General features: G+C 64.9%; 16 protein-coding genes. 6 read left to right on the top strand and 10 right to left on the bottom strand.

All coding sequences use genetic code 11. The features are described 5' to 3' along the window. Window positions 1-59: 59 nt before the first annotated feature. Complete coding sequence (locus DDF67_RS05010) at window positions 60-1,091, top strand: glycine zipper 2TM domain-containing protein (RefSeq protein ID WP_158277990.1); 1,032 nt, start codon at window positions 60-62, stop codon at window positions 1,089-1,091. A 287-nt stretch (window positions 1,092-1,378) separates the two neighbouring features. Here DDF67_RS05010 and DDF67_RS05005 read toward each other — a convergent pair whose 3' ends face one another. Further along, entirely contained in the window at window positions 1,379-1,675 is a 297-nt protein-coding gene (locus DDF67_RS05005) for a hypothetical protein (protein ID WP_199229157.1), read from the bottom strand. Between DDF67_RS05005 and DDF67_RS25695 the strand changes: the two genes are divergently transcribed. Both DDF67_RS25695 and DDF67_RS04995 read left to right on the top strand, forming a co-directional pair. After that, the gene (locus DDF67_RS25695; RefSeq protein WP_199229156.1) at window positions 1,646-2,311 is read left to right on the top strand and encodes a hypothetical protein; all 666 of its coding nucleotides are present in this window, start codon (window positions 1,646-1,648) and stop codon (window positions 2,309-2,311) included. The two genes, DDF67_RS05005 and DDF67_RS25695, sit on opposite strands and share 30 nt — an antisense overlap. Window positions 2,312-2,418: 107 nt before the next feature. Next, window positions 2,419-3,045 (top strand): site-specific integrase, encoded by a 627-nt coding sequence (locus tag DDF67_RS04995; protein WP_109099836.1) that lies wholly within the window; start codon window positions 2,419-2,421, stop codon window positions 3,043-3,045. 119 nt (window positions 3,046-3,164) lie between these two features. On the opposite strand, the gene DDF67_RS04990 is transcribed toward DDF67_RS04995, so the two are convergent. After that, complete coding sequence (locus DDF67_RS04990; RefSeq protein WP_109099835.1) at window positions 3,165-3,530, bottom strand: bleomycin resistance protein; 366 nt, start codon at window positions 3,528-3,530, stop codon at window positions 3,165-3,167. Window positions 3,531-3,652: 122 nt separating this feature from the next. Beyond that, window positions 3,653-4,264 (bottom strand): hypothetical protein, encoded by a 612-nt coding sequence (locus DDF67_RS04985; RefSeq protein ID WP_109099834.1) that lies wholly within the window; start codon window positions 4,262-4,264, stop codon window positions 3,653-3,655. A gap of 207 nt (window positions 4,265-4,471) precedes the next feature. Between DDF67_RS04985 and DDF67_RS04980 the strand changes: the two genes are divergently transcribed. Beyond that, entirely contained in the window at window positions 4,472-4,978 is a 507-nt protein-coding gene (locus DDF67_RS04980) for a TetR-like C-terminal domain-containing protein (RefSeq protein WP_233247545.1), read from the top strand. A 488-nt stretch (window positions 4,979-5,466) separates the two neighbouring features. Here DDF67_RS04980 and DDF67_RS04975 read toward each other — a convergent pair whose 3' ends face one another. From DDF67_RS04975 to DDF67_RS04960, 4 genes are all read right to left on the bottom strand, one after another. After that, entirely contained in the window at window positions 5,467-6,147 is a 681-nt protein-coding gene (locus DDF67_RS04975; protein WP_233247544.1) for a LamG domain-containing protein, read from the bottom strand. 226 nt (window positions 6,148-6,373) lie between these two features. Then, window positions 6,374-8,377 carry a rhamnogalacturonan lyase gene (locus tag DDF67_RS04970; RefSeq protein WP_109099831.1) on the bottom strand — a complete coding sequence of 668 codons (2,004 nt, stop codon included), beginning with the start codon at window positions 8,375-8,377 and terminating at the stop codon, window positions 6,374-6,376. Window positions 8,378-8,502: 125 nt separating this feature from the next. Further along, entirely contained in the window at window positions 8,503-10,143 is a 1,641-nt protein-coding gene (locus DDF67_RS04965; RefSeq protein WP_109099830.1) for a GH35 family beta-galactosidase, read from the bottom strand. Window positions 10,144-10,643: 500 nt separating this feature from the next. Next, window positions 10,644-11,042: a winged helix-turn-helix transcriptional regulator gene (locus DDF67_RS04960; RefSeq protein WP_109099829.1), complete on the bottom strand. Its 399-nt coding sequence runs from the start codon at window positions 11,040-11,042 to the stop codon at window positions 10,644-10,646. A 181-nt stretch (window positions 11,043-11,223) separates the two neighbouring features. On the opposite strand from DDF67_RS04960, the gene DDF67_RS04955 reads away from it, so the two are divergent. Further along, entirely contained in the window at window positions 11,224-12,066 is an 843-nt protein-coding gene (locus tag DDF67_RS04955) for an SDR family oxidoreductase (RefSeq protein ID WP_109099828.1), read from the top strand. A gap of 97 nt (window positions 12,067-12,163) precedes the next feature. After that, window positions 12,164-13,081 carry an NADP-dependent oxidoreductase gene (locus DDF67_RS04950; protein ID WP_109099827.1) on the top strand — a complete coding sequence of 306 codons (918 nt, stop codon included), beginning with the start codon at window positions 12,164-12,166 and terminating at the stop codon, window positions 13,079-13,081. Between the two features lie 122 nt (window positions 13,082-13,203). On the opposite strand, the gene DDF67_RS04945 is transcribed toward DDF67_RS04950, so the two are convergent. The 3 genes from DDF67_RS04945 to DDF67_RS04935 are packed head-to-tail and all read right to left on the bottom strand — an operon-like array spanning window position 13,204 to window position 15,067. After that, window positions 13,204-13,557 carry a nuclear transport factor 2 family protein gene (locus DDF67_RS04945; RefSeq protein ID WP_109099826.1) on the bottom strand — a complete coding sequence of 118 codons (354 nt, stop codon included), beginning with the start codon at window positions 13,555-13,557 and terminating at the stop codon, window positions 13,204-13,206. Window positions 13,558-13,570: 13 nt separating this feature from the next. Continuing rightward, window positions 13,571-14,143 carry an NADPH-dependent FMN reductase gene (locus DDF67_RS04940; RefSeq protein ID WP_109099825.1) on the bottom strand — a complete coding sequence of 191 codons (573 nt, stop codon included), beginning with the start codon at window positions 14,141-14,143 and terminating at the stop codon, window positions 13,571-13,573. A gap of 30 nt (window positions 14,144-14,173) precedes the next feature. Further along, window positions 14,174-15,067 carry an SDR family NAD(P)-dependent oxidoreductase gene (locus DDF67_RS04935; RefSeq protein ID WP_109099824.1) on the bottom strand — a complete coding sequence of 298 codons (894 nt, stop codon included), beginning with the start codon at window positions 15,065-15,067 and terminating at the stop codon, window positions 14,174-14,176. Between the last annotated feature and the right edge of the window lies 1 nt (window position 15,068).

The raw sequence follows: 15,068 nt of genomic DNA, 5'->3' as shown, positions 1-15,068 counted from the left end.
TGAAGCGCCATATGTCGACTGCCGGGAAGAGTATGTCTCCTCCCAAGGAATCCCACAAAATGCGCATCCAAGTCCTGGTCGCCGGCGTCTGCGCCGCGGCCTTCATTCCAGCCGTGGCGCTCGCGCAACAGACCTGCGAGCAGCGACAGAACAACCGCGTGGCCGGAACCATCGTCGGCGCCGGTGTCGGCGCGGTCGCGGGCGGAGCCGTGGCGGGCCGCGACGATCGCGGCAAGGGGGCCGTGATCGGCGGCGTCGCCGGCGCGCTGATCGGCAATCAAGTCGCCAAGGGGCAGGCGGCCAAGGGGCGGGAGGACTGCGCCCGCGCCTACGGCTTCTACGACAACCAGGGTTCCTGGCACGCCAACGCCGTCTCGCGCGGCGAGGCCTCCGGCTACTTCGACCGCAACGGCGAGTGGGTGGACGGCGCTCCGCGCGGCCACTACGGCGCCGACGGCAGCTGGATGCAGACGAGCACGGACGCAGGCGCGTCCGGCTACTATGCGAACGGTCTCTGGGTGCCGGCGTCCGCCGCCGGCTACTACGCCCAGGACGGCCGTTGGATGGAGGTGACGTCGGGTCACTACGACAGCTCCGGGCGCTGGATCGCGGGCGCCGCCACCGGCCGCTACGACGCCGATGGACGCTGGATGCCTGGCCAGGCAGCCGGGCGCCGCGCCGCCGATGGAACGTGGATCTCCGATCCGCAGCCGGGTTACTATGACAATGGACGTTGGGTGCGCGGCGAGACGGTCGGCTACTACGATGCTCGTGGAAGCTGGGTTTCGACGGACGCGCAACGCTCGCGCGCCGATTACGTCAACGGGCAGTATCCGGATGGTCGCGGCATGCTCAGCATCGACGATCGTCAGGCGCAACTGGCCGAGCGGATCAACCGCGGCGCCAGCAGCGGCAGGCTGAGCCGGGCCGAAGCCGGCCAGGCGACCCGAACCCTGGCCGCGATCGAACGCCAGGAGCGATCCCTGCGTAATCGCCAGGGCAATCTCGGCCCCAAGGGGCGGGCGATCATCACCGCTCGTCTCGATCGGCTGAGCGACAGCGTCAGCGGGGACATTCGCGACGATCGCTGAGATCGTCACGCGCGATTGCAGTGACTTTCAGTACGCCGGGCGACCCGTTCGACGGTCGCCCGGACCCGCATCGTTTCGCCGGCTGCCTCGCGACTATGCGGTCGGGGAACATTCAGCCGGCGTATCGGAGACGATCCATGCCTTATCTCTTTGTTTTCGCCTCGGCCTGCGCCGCCCTGGCGCTTGCCCTTCCTTTCGTCTTTCGGGTTCTGCCGACGCCAGGCCTGGTAAGGTCGCTTCGGGTCCGCCCGCTTCGCGCCGACAGTCGAAAGGACAAGTGAGCGACGTCACCCCGGTTTCATCCGAAGGTCCATGCCGAGCGTCGGGCCGATGCCGTCGGGGTGTTCGCCGAAGGGGTTTTGCGGACGGCGGCGATGGGCGACCGCTTCGAGCCGCGCGCGCAGATCGTCGTCGATAACGGCGGGCTGCTCCAAGCCGTCTTCGTCGTTCTGACCGTCTCGGGAAAAGGTGAGAACCTCGTCCAAGGCAGCCAGGAAGGCCTCGTCCTCAGGCGTTCCTTCGACCGGCGGGTTGTCGAGGTGGCGAAGAACCACTTGCAGGGCGTCTTCGAAGGTCGGGAACATGGCGAGCCCTTTCAAAATCCCTGTCGCGCAGCGCCGCAAAGGCGCTTCATAAAAACGTGCCGGCTCGGCTATGCACCGCAGCTCGATACTTACATCGGTCCCGAAACACCTAACCCGCTTTTCATCTCGGTCCTGCGGAGCAAAGAGGCCTTTCCCAAGATCGAAGGCGTGCTCCGCGACATCATGGGCCTCACCAAGATCAACTACAACGCCTGCAACTTCAACGACAGCATCCCGGTTACCGTTCGGTTTGCGGACAAGGTTGTGAAAGCAAGGGTTCTTCGCGAGACGCCAACCGCCGCCTATGATTGCGGACCCGATCGTATCGTTATGTCGTGGCCTTGGATCGTCGAGTTGAACGTAGGACGGGTGCTGAGCGGCCATGCCACAACGGGCCGCCTTACCGTCTTGACGGTGCAGCACACGCATACCCTTCGAGGCCGACAATACCACTTGAGATGGCTCCAGCGAAACACGCTGGGCGCCTTCAATGTGTTGAGCGTCGATCCGCGCAATCCGCCACTGCAGTGCGCCGCAGACGCCCCACCAGCAAGGCCGTATGTCCAGCCACCCGACGGCAAAACCTTGCTAGATTTGGAACGCGAGGGAGCGGAATTGTCTCGCGGGTCGAATTAGATGGGCGCTTCCAGAAGCGGACCTTTCAGCTATGCGCCGCCGGCGCGTGAGGTGCTCAGACGTGGTAGAATGAACCGAGGGGAGTAGCCAATTCGCAGGAGGCGAACATGGCTCAATTTGACCTCTTCCTTCCTCCCAAGCGCCCCTGGAACACGGGCCGTATCATCGGCCCCAAGCCGCCGTTCAAGCCCAGGCACATCTGGGGGATACGACAGCAGCTCAAAGCGAACGGGCGGGTCCGCGACCTCGCTATGTTCAATTGCGCCATAGACGCCAAGCTCAGAGGCTGTGATCTGGTGAAGCTGCGTGTCAGCGACGTGGCTCCGGGTGGTTCGCTGCGGGCACGCGCCACGATCATCCAGCAGAAAACCGGACAGCCCGTCCCATTCGAGATCACCGAGCCTACAAGAGACGCTTTGGCGGTTTGGCTGAAGGTGCGTGGGCGGCGCAACGACGACTGGCTGTTTCCCAGCCGCAGCCGGCCAGGTGATCACGTCAGCACGCGGCAGTACGCCCGACTCGTCGACAAGTGGGTGTCGATGATTGAACTTGAGCCCAGAGCCTACGGCACGCATAGCCTCCGCCGAACGAAGGTGGCGCTGATCTACAAGAAGACCGGCAACTTGCGCGCATGCCAACTTCTGCTCGGGCACAGGAAGCTCGAGAGCACGGTCCGATACCTTGGCATTGAGGTCGATGACGCGCTGGAGATGTCCGAGCAGATCGACCTGTAACGCATCAACGCGCCCGCTCTGAATGTCGCGTTCCTGGAGCGGTCCCAACGGCAGCAATTGGCGCGACCCGGGCCTTACTCCAGACCATTGGACCGACAGGGCAGGGGAAAGGTCGAGGCTCAGTTTGGCGCTTGAACAAGCCTGATCAGGCTGCCGTCTGGATCCACCATCGCACCAACAAGCCCGCCCCAATTCTCCAGCTTAGGGCGCTGAGCAGATGGCCGGCCCTCGGACCTCTCGGGCACACCCGCCGCGAGAATGGCTTCGAAAAGCGGCGCTATGTCTTGCATCCTGAGGCAAGATCCGAAGGCGCTGCCTGCAGGATCGAAGTCTGGAAACAGGAAGAACTCCAGGATCAAATCACCTCGCTTGAGGATCATCCATCCTGCGTCGCGCCAAGTCTCGACAAAGCCAAACCCGCCATAGAACCGTGAGGTCACGTCGAAGTCGCGCGACGGGAGATTAGGGGTTGCGGTGTCGGGCATAGGTGAAGCTCCACGAGTACGAATGGCTTTGGCAAGGTTGGCGGTCGGCGTCCATGGGGCGCCACGAGTGTCTGAAACGGATCGAGCGCGGAAGAGGGAGCTGACGCGGCGCCTGCGCGATCTCAGGCCGGATCTCTATCGTTGACCTCTCGGCGCATAGCGAGCGCCGAAGCGATCGACCAGGCCCCGATCGCGAGCGTCGCAAACAACGCCCCGTGCAAGTCTGGTCGCCACGTCCCCGTGGCCAGCCAGGCGAGAAACAGCCCCGATACGGCCAAGCCGCCAATGGCGATGCGGCGCCCACCGGACCGTCCCATCCAGGCCAGGCCGTAGATCCCGATGCCGATCGCGCCCAGCGCATAGTGGATGGAGGCGAAGCCTTGATTGATCCAGTAGGTCTGGTGGCGCAGCGCCCGAAGAAGGTCGGGCGACATCTCGCCATCGATGGCGGCCTGAGAGATCTGCGGTTGAACCAGGCCGCTCATGACGCCAGCGCCCATGCCGGCCAGCAGGCTGAACGTCATGACGCAAAGCGCCAGCACCGGCAGGGGGCGCGAGAGTTCGAGATGACGCGACGTCTCGAAATAGCCGTAGGCGAGGAGGGGCGCGATGATCAGGCCGGTCCAGTGCACGGCGTCGTTGAGGTCGATATGGCCCAGGCTGGGGCCGCCCGTATGTGACGGATGAACCGCCATCAGGCCGATATAGGCCAGCCAGCCGATGATCAGGGTCATGGCTCCGGCTTTGGTGGTGTTCGACATCTCGCGCTCCAGGTTCGGCTGAAGGCTTGTCGTTGGCACGGATCGCGCGGAAAACCAGCGGTGGCCCGCCGCGTGGGACGGGATCGGGACAATGGGGCCGGAATGTCCGGAAATAGGGTTGAGCTGAAACCGATCGATCACCGTGCGGCGCGGACGCGGGGCCGCCTGTCGCACGCCTTGATGACGCTCGGCACGGTGGAGAACTTCGACCGCATCCGACTTGGCGATCTCATTCGCACGGCGCGCATCGGTCGCTCGACCTTCTATGCGCATTTCCAGAACAAGGACGACCTGGTCTGCAGGGCCTTCAGCGACATGATCTCGCTGTGCGAGCGGCGCAATCGCGAAGGTGGGCGAAACGATTGTCTTCCGGTCGAGCCTCTAGTCCTTCACGTCGCGGGGCAGCGCGAGTTCGCCCTGGCGATCGCGCGATCCAAGACACTCGCACCCATGCTGGCGGCCGGCGAGGACCGCCTTCGCATCATCGCCAACACCAATCTGACGGCCGCCTCTCCGCAAGTCCGGCCGGAGGTTCGTCGACAGGCGGCGGCGTTCCTGGCGGGCGGCCTGATGGGGCAGATCCGTGTCTGGCTCGACGCGGGTCTCACCGGCTCACCTGAGACTCTGATCGACACCCATCGGACGCTGGCGGCCGCGACGCTTTCGATGCTTGGGAGCAACCGTTAGCCTGAACGGATCGCTCGCCACGCCGCGGCGGAAGGTTCGGGCTAGCGCGTCACCTCGAACCGGTACGGCCGGGCATCTCGTGACCCTCGGTCATAATTTCCCACGAGACGGTGTGACGACCGGTGGGTGCGTGGGGGCGACGCCGGCTCAGGTCAGACTTAAGGCAAGGCCAGCGGCAACCCGACCAGTTCTCTTGGAGCAAACTGCTGCCTGCCGATTGCGGAAAAGCGTCAACGCCGCAGGCCGATCTCAAGGTCGTGTTACCGGAGCGATCCCAAAGTCCGGTTATGACGCGACCCGGCCAGCGATGCAGACCTCCGGCCAGGCGGAGAAGGGTGGAAAGTGAGCGTTGACCTCACGTGGTGCACCCATACCGTTGCCGCATAACACCGGTTCATCGCACTGCAAGCTTGGTTGGGAAACCAACCCGCGATCGCTTCGTGGCCAGCGCCTCCATCGCCATGCGCTCGCGCTGAAGCGCTTTATCCTCACGACGCCCCAAGAGTGACCCGCACGTCACTGAAATGGGCTAGCGTTCCGGGGCCGATCCACAGCGCCACGGCGCCCTTGGCGTTGGCGCCGTGTTTGAGATCGCCGACGATCAGGGTCGGCTGCACGGCGCCGTCGACATGTAAAAGGGCCTTGGCTCCCGCCACCACGATCCGCACATGTGTCCACCGACCAGGTTCGAGATCGACATAGGTCTCGTACTTGGCCGGGGTTTCGGCGCGCAGCCGCTCCCAGGGATGATCGGGATGGGAGATGTATTGGACGGCATGGTTGCGGCGTAGCTGATCTTCGGCCCGGCCGTTGGTCGGACGCACGTAGATGGCCTCGAGCTTTGCCTCGTCGTGCACCCGGAAGGCCACGCCCACGAAGCCTCGCGCCGTGGCGCTGGCCGTAGCGCTCGGGGCGCCGCTTATCCAGGCCTCAATGACGCCGTCGCCGAAGTCAGGCGTGTCCAGCACCACCAGGCGGTCGAGCTCCGGGGCGCTTTCCAAGGCCGTGGCGCGCAGGGCTGCACGGCCCTGATAGTCTGTCCGCGCTGTCTCAACGCCGATGGCCCGGATCGCCCTGGTCTCCAGTCGCGTCCCGACGACGTCCTGCGGCGCGGCGAGAGCTGCCGGGGAACGGAGCGAGGCGATCGACAGCGCGGCGGCGCCGATCACGCCCCGACGGGTTTGAGCATTGCCGGACCTTGGAGGCTCTTGGGATGAGGCGACGCCACTTTCATCGCCACGCATGGCCGGATCATGGCCATGCTTAGCGGGGCCGAATCCATCTGAAGTGGATGAGCATCGATTTCCGCATCGTCCGCCCTCATGGGCGATGGGTGACTCCCGCCTGTTTGGCGCGTCGCATTTCCACGGGTACGCCAATGTACGGTCAGGGCGTTTAGTCGCCCCTCGCGCCGCCTGGCTTTCTGACCACGATCTTCGGGGTCGGCGGCGCCTTCATCCCTTCGCCCAGATAGAAGCTTGGATAGGGCGGCTGGTTGTAGGCGGTGTTCTGCCAGGCCACGGCGACGCGATACTGAGCGTCGTGCATGAGGGTCACAAGGCGGCGATCGGTGGGGTAGGGCGTGGTGTAGACACGCAGGAACTTTTCGTCCGGAGTGTGCCAGATCACTTCTTCGCGCCAGTCGCCGAAGAGATCGGCCGACAGGACCGGCACGTTCTTGGTGCCGGTGGTGGCCACCGCCCCGGTCGCCACCAGCAGGTTCTTCGACTTTCCCGTCGTCCAGTCCCACTTTGTGATGCGGTTCTTGTCGTAGAGTTCGCGCAGGTCGTCGCCGTCCCACCAGACCACGAAGCTCATCTCCCGGGGGCGCTTGACGCCCTCGATGGGCTTGCCTTGAACGGTGTAGAGGATGTCGCTGTTGCTGGCCCACGCTTCCGAGCCCGGGAAGCGCGGGTCGATGTCCGCGGTGACGGCCCGCCCCGTGTCGGTCGGCGCGGGCGTGGTCCAGAGGATCTTGCCGGTGCGGGCGTCGAGCATGGCCGACCCGATGCCGCCGTTCTTCCTGACCTCCTCGTGGGCGCCGAACTTCTCGAGGCCCGGACGGGACGGGTCCAGATCGCTGACGCCCATCGCATCGCCGTGGCCCAGGCCCGCGCTCCACAGGCCCTCGCCGTTGTCGTCCACGGCCATCGAGCCGTAGATGATCTCGTCGCGGCCGTCGCCGTCGACATCCGCCACGCTGAGCTGGTGGTTGCCGTTGTCGGAGAACTTCTCGTTGCCGGGCGCTGCGCTGTCGAAGGCCCAGCGGCGGGTCAGCTTGCCGTTCCGGAAGTCCCAGGCCGCGATGGTGCTGCGGGCGTAGTAGCCGCGGCCCATGATGATGCTGGGGCGCTGGCCGTCGAGATAGGCCGTGCCGGCCAGGAACCGGTCGGCGCGGTTGCCGTAGCCATCCCCCCAGGTTTCCTTGAGCTGGGCCGCCGTCGGGGCGTCCGTCCGGGGATCGCGCGCCGGCCAGTAGGGCTCGCTGGCCAGGGCCTTGCCGGTAAAGCCGTCGAACACGGTCAGGAATTCGGGTCCCTTGAGGATGCGGCCCTGCAGCGGCGCGACCAGGCTGCCGTCGGGCTGGACCTTGCCGCCGGTGCGATCCGTCGAGGCGACCTCTCCGCCCGGCTCACGCCAGTCGGCGTTGGCGTCGCCGAGCACCTTGCCGGTTCCGTCGATCGTGCCGTCGCTGGTGCGAACCGCCAGTTCGGCGCGCCCGTCGCCGTCGTAGTCGTAGACCTGGAACTGCGTGTAGTGCGCGCCGGCGCGGATGTTGCGGCCGAGGTTGATCCGCCACAGCCGCTTTCCCTCGAGGGTATAGGCGTCGATGTAGACCGGCCCGGTATAGCCGTCGAAGGCGTTGTCCTTGGCGTTCGACGGATAGGTGGTCGGCGTCTCCCTGGGATTGTTCGGGTCCCACTTGAGGATGATCTCGTAGCGGCCGTCGCCATCGAGGTCGGCGACGCTCGCCTCGTGGGCCGTGTAGTCATAGGCCTCGCCGGTCGGCGTGGCCCCGGCGGGCGGCGGTTCGATCGGGATGCTCAGATAGCCGTCCGCCCATACCGGGACGGGCTTGGCGGTCTCGACGTCCTTGCCCTTCACGCGGGCCTTGACGACGTAGGTCGACTGGGGCGAGCCGGCCGTGTCGACGAAGTTGGTAGCGCCGGTCAGCGGCCGTTCATTGAGCTTGATCCCGTCGCGATAGACGTCGAACGCGATCCTCGGCGCGTCGGTGGCCAGCAGGCGCCAGCTGACCAGATTGCCGCCGTCCTTGGCCGGCACGGCCACCGCGCCGCGGTCCAGAGCCTCCATCCAGCGCGGCGCGGCGTGCGCGGCGCCGGCGCTCAGGGCCAGCGCGGAAACGGCGAGGACGGCTCGGGTAAGCGGAAACGCCATGGTTCTGAAATCCTTCAGGGCGATGGGCGCCGATCGTTGCGGCGAGAAAATCGGGGTGTCGCGGCTGTCTTCCGTGACGGCCTGGGTGGGGCGACGGCTCGCAGGCGGCCGCCGAGGCCGTAGCCTCATTTGTAGCGATAGACCTTGAGCTTCTGGATGCCGAACTTCTCCGGCGGCATGCGCAGGTAGCGGCCCTGTCCGCTCTCGTCGCCGTTCAGCCAGCGGCCCGGAACCCATTGGCCGTTGACGAACTCGCCGTCGACGACCTGCTCAAGCCCCACCCGATAGCCGGACTTTGGATCGGCGTCGGCGAACCGCAGGATCACGCCCCTGCCTGCGACGAGAAATTCGTCCTTACCGGTCTGGATGATCAGGCCGCCATGGGCAGGGATGGTCTGAGTGTCTTTCGGGGTGCGGGAATCCACCATCGAGGCGCTGATCTTGTAGCCGCCCAGTTCAAAGATTCTGGGTGTCTCGTCGACCACGCCTTCGTAGCTCAGCGGCGCCTTGAAGCCGCGCATCGTTCCCTTGCCCTGGTTGGCCAGGACCAGCGGGCCGATCTGACCAAGCACCCGGTAGGCGCCGGTAAGCGGGTGGGTCTCGGGGTTGGGCAGGGTCTCGATGTGGAACGGCGAGAAGCCGATGCCGTCCAGTTCGCCCAGGGTGTAGAAGGCGTTGCCGCCGGCGTCGATCTGTCCGGCGCGGTTGGCTTCCGGCACGAAGACCGGGTTGTCGGCCCGCCTGAACTGGTCCGCCCAGTGGACGTAGTTGGGATAGTAGATGTCCATGCCGATCAGGTCGACGGCGGGAGCGCCGGCCTTCCAGATGTCGAACATGTGCGGGATCGGCCCGCCGCTGGGATACTCGCCGGGCTTCTGGTCGGGGGCGTTCAGCGCGCCGTTGATGTACATCGGCAGGTCGTAGGCGGCCTTGCCGGCCTTGGTCAGGGCGTCGGTGAACACCGCATAGCCCCAGCCCTGGAAGATCTCCTCGCCGACCGGGCCGGCGCCGAACACTTCGGTCCAGGTCCCCGCCGTCTTCGAGCCGTTGGCGGTCCAGGCGTCGCGGACGAAGGGATGCAGGCCCGCCTTGTTCTTCTGCAGGTAGTCGGTCAGCGCCTTGGGGACCTTGCCCTTGTAGGCGGCCTGGGCCTGGGGACTGTAGTCGCGCACGACCGGCAGCATGCCGATCTCGTTCTCGACCTGCATCATGACGACGGTGTGGTTCTTGTCGACGGCCTTGATGTGGGCCATCAGCGCGGCGAAGGCCCGCTGGTCGGCCTTTAGGGTGTCGGGGTCGAAGGCGCTCAGGATATCGACCGGCGTTCCCTTGTCGTCCTGGGCCTTGGCGTACTTTTGCCAACCGTGCTTGATGTAGGGCGGGGCATAGGAAGAGGTCGAGTTTTTCCAGGCCGCCAGCCACAGCAGCACCAGCTTCACGTCGTTGGCCTCGGCCTGCTTGATCAGGCCCTCGACCGAAGCGAAGTCGTAAACGCCTTCCTTCGGCTCGATCATGTCCCATTCGAGGGTGGCGATGACGGTGTTGAGGCCGATCGTCTTCAGCGTCGGCCAATAGCCGTTGAGATAGTTGAGGTCGGACGAGGTCGAGTTGCCCAGTTCGCCGCCGAGGATCAGCAGCGGCTTGCCGTCGACGATGAGCTGGGTGGCCGCGCCTTGTTTCCGAAAATGGGGCGCGTCTTGCGCGGCGGCGCCGGCGGCGCCGGCGAGGCTCAAGGCTGCGAGGAAGGTCGCTAAGCGGCTGCGCATCACAAATTCCTGCCCACTATGCGCGTGGCGCCCGAACGCCACGTGCCCCGAGGCCTCGTAAGCGGGCCCCTAGCTCATTTATCGTACTTATCGAATAATCTCATATTGTGGTTCGTCAAGTCATTATTTGAGATTATTGCCTTGGAGGTTTGGGGCGCCCGGCGACTGGCAGGCTGCTGGCAGGACGAATGGAGCGCCGGCTTGGCCGGTCTACACGCAGGCGGCGTACACCTTGATGGAATTCGGCTTGGCGGCCCCAAGGTCGTCGCGGGCCTACGTAAAGCCTCAACTCGACGCGCTTGCGGCCTGGGCTGCGCCAGCTGGTGGTCAGTTTCGAGCCGCCGACGCCGTCGGAATAGATCGCCAGGCGCGCCTTCCGCCAACGTCTTGTTCCTGGGCCGGGGCCAAGGTCAGTTTGTGGCGCGTAGTCGCCCCGAACCAAGTTGCAGATCGGCCGGGAAAAATGGCGTCGGACAATCCGGCCGACACTCACAAGACGCTTATGCTGCCTCGGTATCCGCCTGATCGTGTAAGGCGCGCGACGCCTCGATTGTGGCCAGGTTGGCCGTCGCCCACTCGCTCAAGGTTAGAAGCGGCCCGAGCAACGATTGACCAAGCGGGGTCAATTCATAATCGACGCGCGGTGGAATGGTCGGGAACTGGGTCCGCGTGACCAGCCCGTCGCGCTCCATGCCGCGAAGCGTGAGCGTGAGCATGCGCTGGGAGACGCCCCCTATCATGCGCTTGATGGCGTTAAATCGCATTGGCCCGTTCGAAAGCGCGCCGACGACCATCACGACCCACTTGTCACCGATCCGGTCCAGCACCGCGCCAAGTGCACGACAGCGCTGGCGATCGTCCTCGTGAGGGGCCGGAGGGATGGAGACGCCGTCAGGCATGGGTCTTTCTTTCGTTGTCTAGTCACGACCGCAGCCAGGCGTTGGCTTGGCGTTTAGTGCGCGCTGAGGCCAGGGCAATCAGGATTGCTGCGTGAAGGGTACATGCATGTGCCTTCTTGCGGGCTCTTGAGCCAGTGTTACCTACAGCCCCAGGCACAATTTGTAACCAGGTGAAATCACGATGAAGATCGGCGTTAACGGGGCGAGCGGCAAGCTTGGGCAGACCATCTTGGCGGAACTGAAGGCGCGCGGAGCTGAAGACATCGTCGCGATCAGCCGCACCCCGGATGCGACGGAGGGCGTGGAAGCCCGCCGTGGCGACTATGACCAGCCGGAGACGCTCGCCGCAGCCTATGCGGGCCTTGATCGGCTGGTGCTGATCCCTTCTCCCGATTTCACGCCCGGGCGGCGCACCGCACAGGTTCTGGCGGCGATCGACGCTGCCGTGGAAGCCGGCGTAAAGCACATCGTGCTGCTGTCCGCAGCTGGCACGCGCCAAGCCGCGGATCCCGCGGTGGGCGGGGCCTACTGGCTTGGCGAACAGCACCTCATCCGCAAGGCGCAGGCCTGGACCATCGTCCGCATGAACTATTATTCGGAGTCGATGGCCGAGCAGATTGCCAATTCGGTCGCCAGCGGCGTACTTCCCGGGCTGGGCAGCGAGCGCGTGGCCTATGTGTCGCGTGACGACTTCGCGGCCGCGCTGGCCGGGGTGCTGGTCGGTGAAGGTCATGCGGGTGCGATCTACAACGCCACAGGACCGGAGATCGTGACTGGTGAAGACCGCGCTGCATTGGCGGCCGAACTCTTCGGAAGGCCCGTCGAGTTCAAGGTCGTTCCCGCGGATCTGCAGCGCGAACAGATTGGCAAGATGGGCCTGCCTTCGTTCGTGGTTGATGCGATCATGGATATGAAGGCGATGTTCGTGGAGGGGTACTTCGACATCGTGACCACCGATATCGAGCGCCTGTCAGGCCGCCCGGCAAAGTCATTCCGCGAGGTGCTGGCGACCTACGTCAAATAACCCTGATCAGACGTGCGGGGACGGCGTGCGCGGCGTTGCGGCCGTTCCCGAACATTTCCAACGTCAGTCTTGGCGTAGTCTATCGTGGAATCGAGTAATGAAGGCTATCGAATACTCTGACTATCAAGGTGCCGACAGCTTCGGCGTCGTGAACGTCTCGCGGCCGACCCCTGCTGAGGGCCAAGTGCTCGTGAAGGTGATGGCGGCGGGTGTAAATCCTTTCGACCTCAAGGTCGCCAGCGGCGTGGTGCGTGACCTTCTTCCAATCCAGTTCCCGTTTCGGCCCGGCGGCGAGTTCTCCGGCGTGGTCGCCGAACTTGGCCCCGATGTGCAGGGATTTGCCGTTGGCGACGCGGTGCATGCGGTCAACGGCATGGGCGGCGCGTTCGCCGAATACATCGCGATTGACGCCGACAAGCTCGTCGCCAAGCCGTCTGCGTTGAGCTTCGTCGAGGCTGCGGCCCTGCCGGTCGCGGCAAGCACCGCCACCGCGGTGCTGGATGCTGTTGCGGTAAAGACTGGGGATCGGATCCTCGTTCACGCCGCCGCCGGTGGCGTGGGCTCCATCCTCGTACAACTCGCCGTCAACCGCGGCGCGGAAGTGATTGCGTTGGCCTCGTCCGCCAACACCGACTTCGTCCGGGCGCTCGGCGCACATCAGGTCATCGACCGGACGAGCGCGTACGAGAACGCCGTCGCTGGCGTCGATGCGGTGATCGACCTGTTCGGCCCGGACGCCCAGGCGCGATCCTGGGGATTGGTAAAGGCGGGCGGCATCGTCGTCAGCATCGTCGCGCCGCCCGATCAAGCCGAGGCGGAAAAATACGGGGTTCGCGCGATCCTTGTCAGGGCCGCTCCGGCCGCCGACGCCCTTGCCAAAGCCAACGCCCTCGTGGCGGACGGCAAGCTCAAGGTGCACGTCGGTCGAACTTACCCCCTCAGCGAGGCTCGCGACGCTTACAGGATGCTCGCGACACAGAAAGTCCGCGGCAAGCTCGTGCTCACGATGGGGTAGCCGGGCTCGCCAGAGATGGCGTCAGTGATTTGTGCCCATTTCGATGGTTGCGCTTGCGAATGTCGAGTTCGTGAAGCTGGCTCAAGGGCAGCTTATGGCGCGCAGTTGCCTAACAAACGGCCTCAACGGTTCATCAGGGTCAGGATAGCCCTCGGATCGAACGCAACCTTCACCTGAGTTACGAGACCAGCCTCAATGCGCAGCCAATTCACGCAAGCGATCGCCTTGGCGTCACCAGTATGGTGCAGGTCGAACCAGGTCCCTACGTCCGGCCCATCGACCCAGCGCTTTCGAATTTCCAGTCGTCGGGTGATAGCGAAGAGACGCGAGAGCGCCGCCTTGTATTGCGACGCGCCGTCGATCACCCCTAAAGGACCCTCGACGTGGATGTCTGGGGCCAGCACCGCGTCCAGCCATTCGGGTTGATTGGCCTGCCAGGCTTCGAAGTAGGCCTCTACCGCCGCCGCGTCGTCCATTCGTGCCTCCTAGCTAGCGCGCCGCCTTGGTCGCGCGGCCCCACCAGGCCAGCTGATCGAGCATCTCGTTGGCTGCCGGCGTGATCGAGGTTTCGATCTCCGTCATGGGCTGGCGCTGGTGAACGACCTTGACGAAATCGCCACCGCCGATGTGGACCGCGCTTCGCACGGGGACCATCTGCAGTTCGACGGCGATAGCGCGGGCATGCTCGATCGCGCGTGCGGCTCCAACGCCGCCATAGCCGACGAAGCCGATGGGCTTGCGACCCCATTCCACATAAGCTTGGTCGAAGGCGTTCTTGAGCGCGGCCGTAATCGAGTGGTTGTACTCCGCCGTCACCACGACGTAGCCGTCAAATTCCGAAATCTTCTTTTGCCAGGCGATGGCGCGCGGGTCTTGGCTAGGACGCCAGGCGTTTGACGCGACCTCGTTGAAGAAGGGCAGGTCGAAGCCCTTCAGGTCGACGATCTCGACATCGAGATCGTCACGCCGGCCAGCCAGATCAGCGATCCAGGCCGCTGGCGTAGGGGCAAATCGCGCGTCGCGCGTACTGCCGATGATCACGGCGATGTTCAGTTTCGACATGGTGTTTTCCAGGGTGAGGACAAGGACGGCTCAGCCGGCCAGGGTGATGCCGGTCCGGCGAACGAGCGCTTCCGACGCGTTCAGGAATCGCTGCGAATGGATCTTGTCGATGCCAGGCGAGGGCGACAGCGCATCGCCATCGCGGTTGAACAGCCGCCCGCTCTGGCCTTCCAGCCTTGGGCTGGCGATCAGCGGGGCCATCTTTTCGGCATAGGCACGTGGCGTGGGCGAAAAGGCGCCGATCAGGGCCTCGATGATGCGATGTTGCAAAGAACCCGCCCCCAGCATGTTGGAGCGGATATCGGTCTTGATCAGCCCGGGATTGAGCCCGAACGTGTCCAACTCGGGGTAGCGATCGACCGCGTCGGCCACGAGGATCTCGTTGCCCGCGACGGTATTCATGTGGACCGCCATGCCCTTGTAGCTTCGCTCGGCGTTGAGGTCATCATAGGCGCCCGCCTGCCCGCTGCCGGGATAGCCCATGACGAACACGCGCGGTCTGCTCGTGGCGTCCGTTCGGGCCCTGCCTAGCCGCGGCGCCAGTCGTCGCAGCATGACCACACGATTGAGGAAGCTGACGGCGATGTCGCGTTCAAGACCCTCCTGCGTTTGCTGACGGTGGGGCGCTGCGAAGATGCCGGTGGTGAAGATCAGAAAGTCGGCATGCTCGGCCGGCAGCACATCGGCCACTCGGGCGGCTTCCCGCATCAAACTAAGATCGGCCTGGACGAACCGGATGCCTAGCATCTCGGTGTCCCTGAATGTTCGGCCGACGACAACCACCTGGCCGCCTCGCTGCGCGATGCTGCGCGCGATCTCCCGGCCCAGACCGCCGGTGCCGCCCACGATGATCGCGGTCTTGCCTGCAAAACTGACGGGCGCGCCCGCCTTCAGCCCCAAGGAAAACGACTTGTCCCTTTTCATA

This window comes from Caulobacter endophyticus, from assembly GCF_003116815.1.
GTDB classification, from domain to species: Bacteria; Pseudomonadota; Alphaproteobacteria; order Caulobacterales; family Caulobacteraceae; genus Caulobacter; species Caulobacter endophyticus.
The sequence above is the reverse complement of the archived record's forward strand: the minus strand, read 5'-3'. Positions and strand labels throughout refer to the sequence as shown.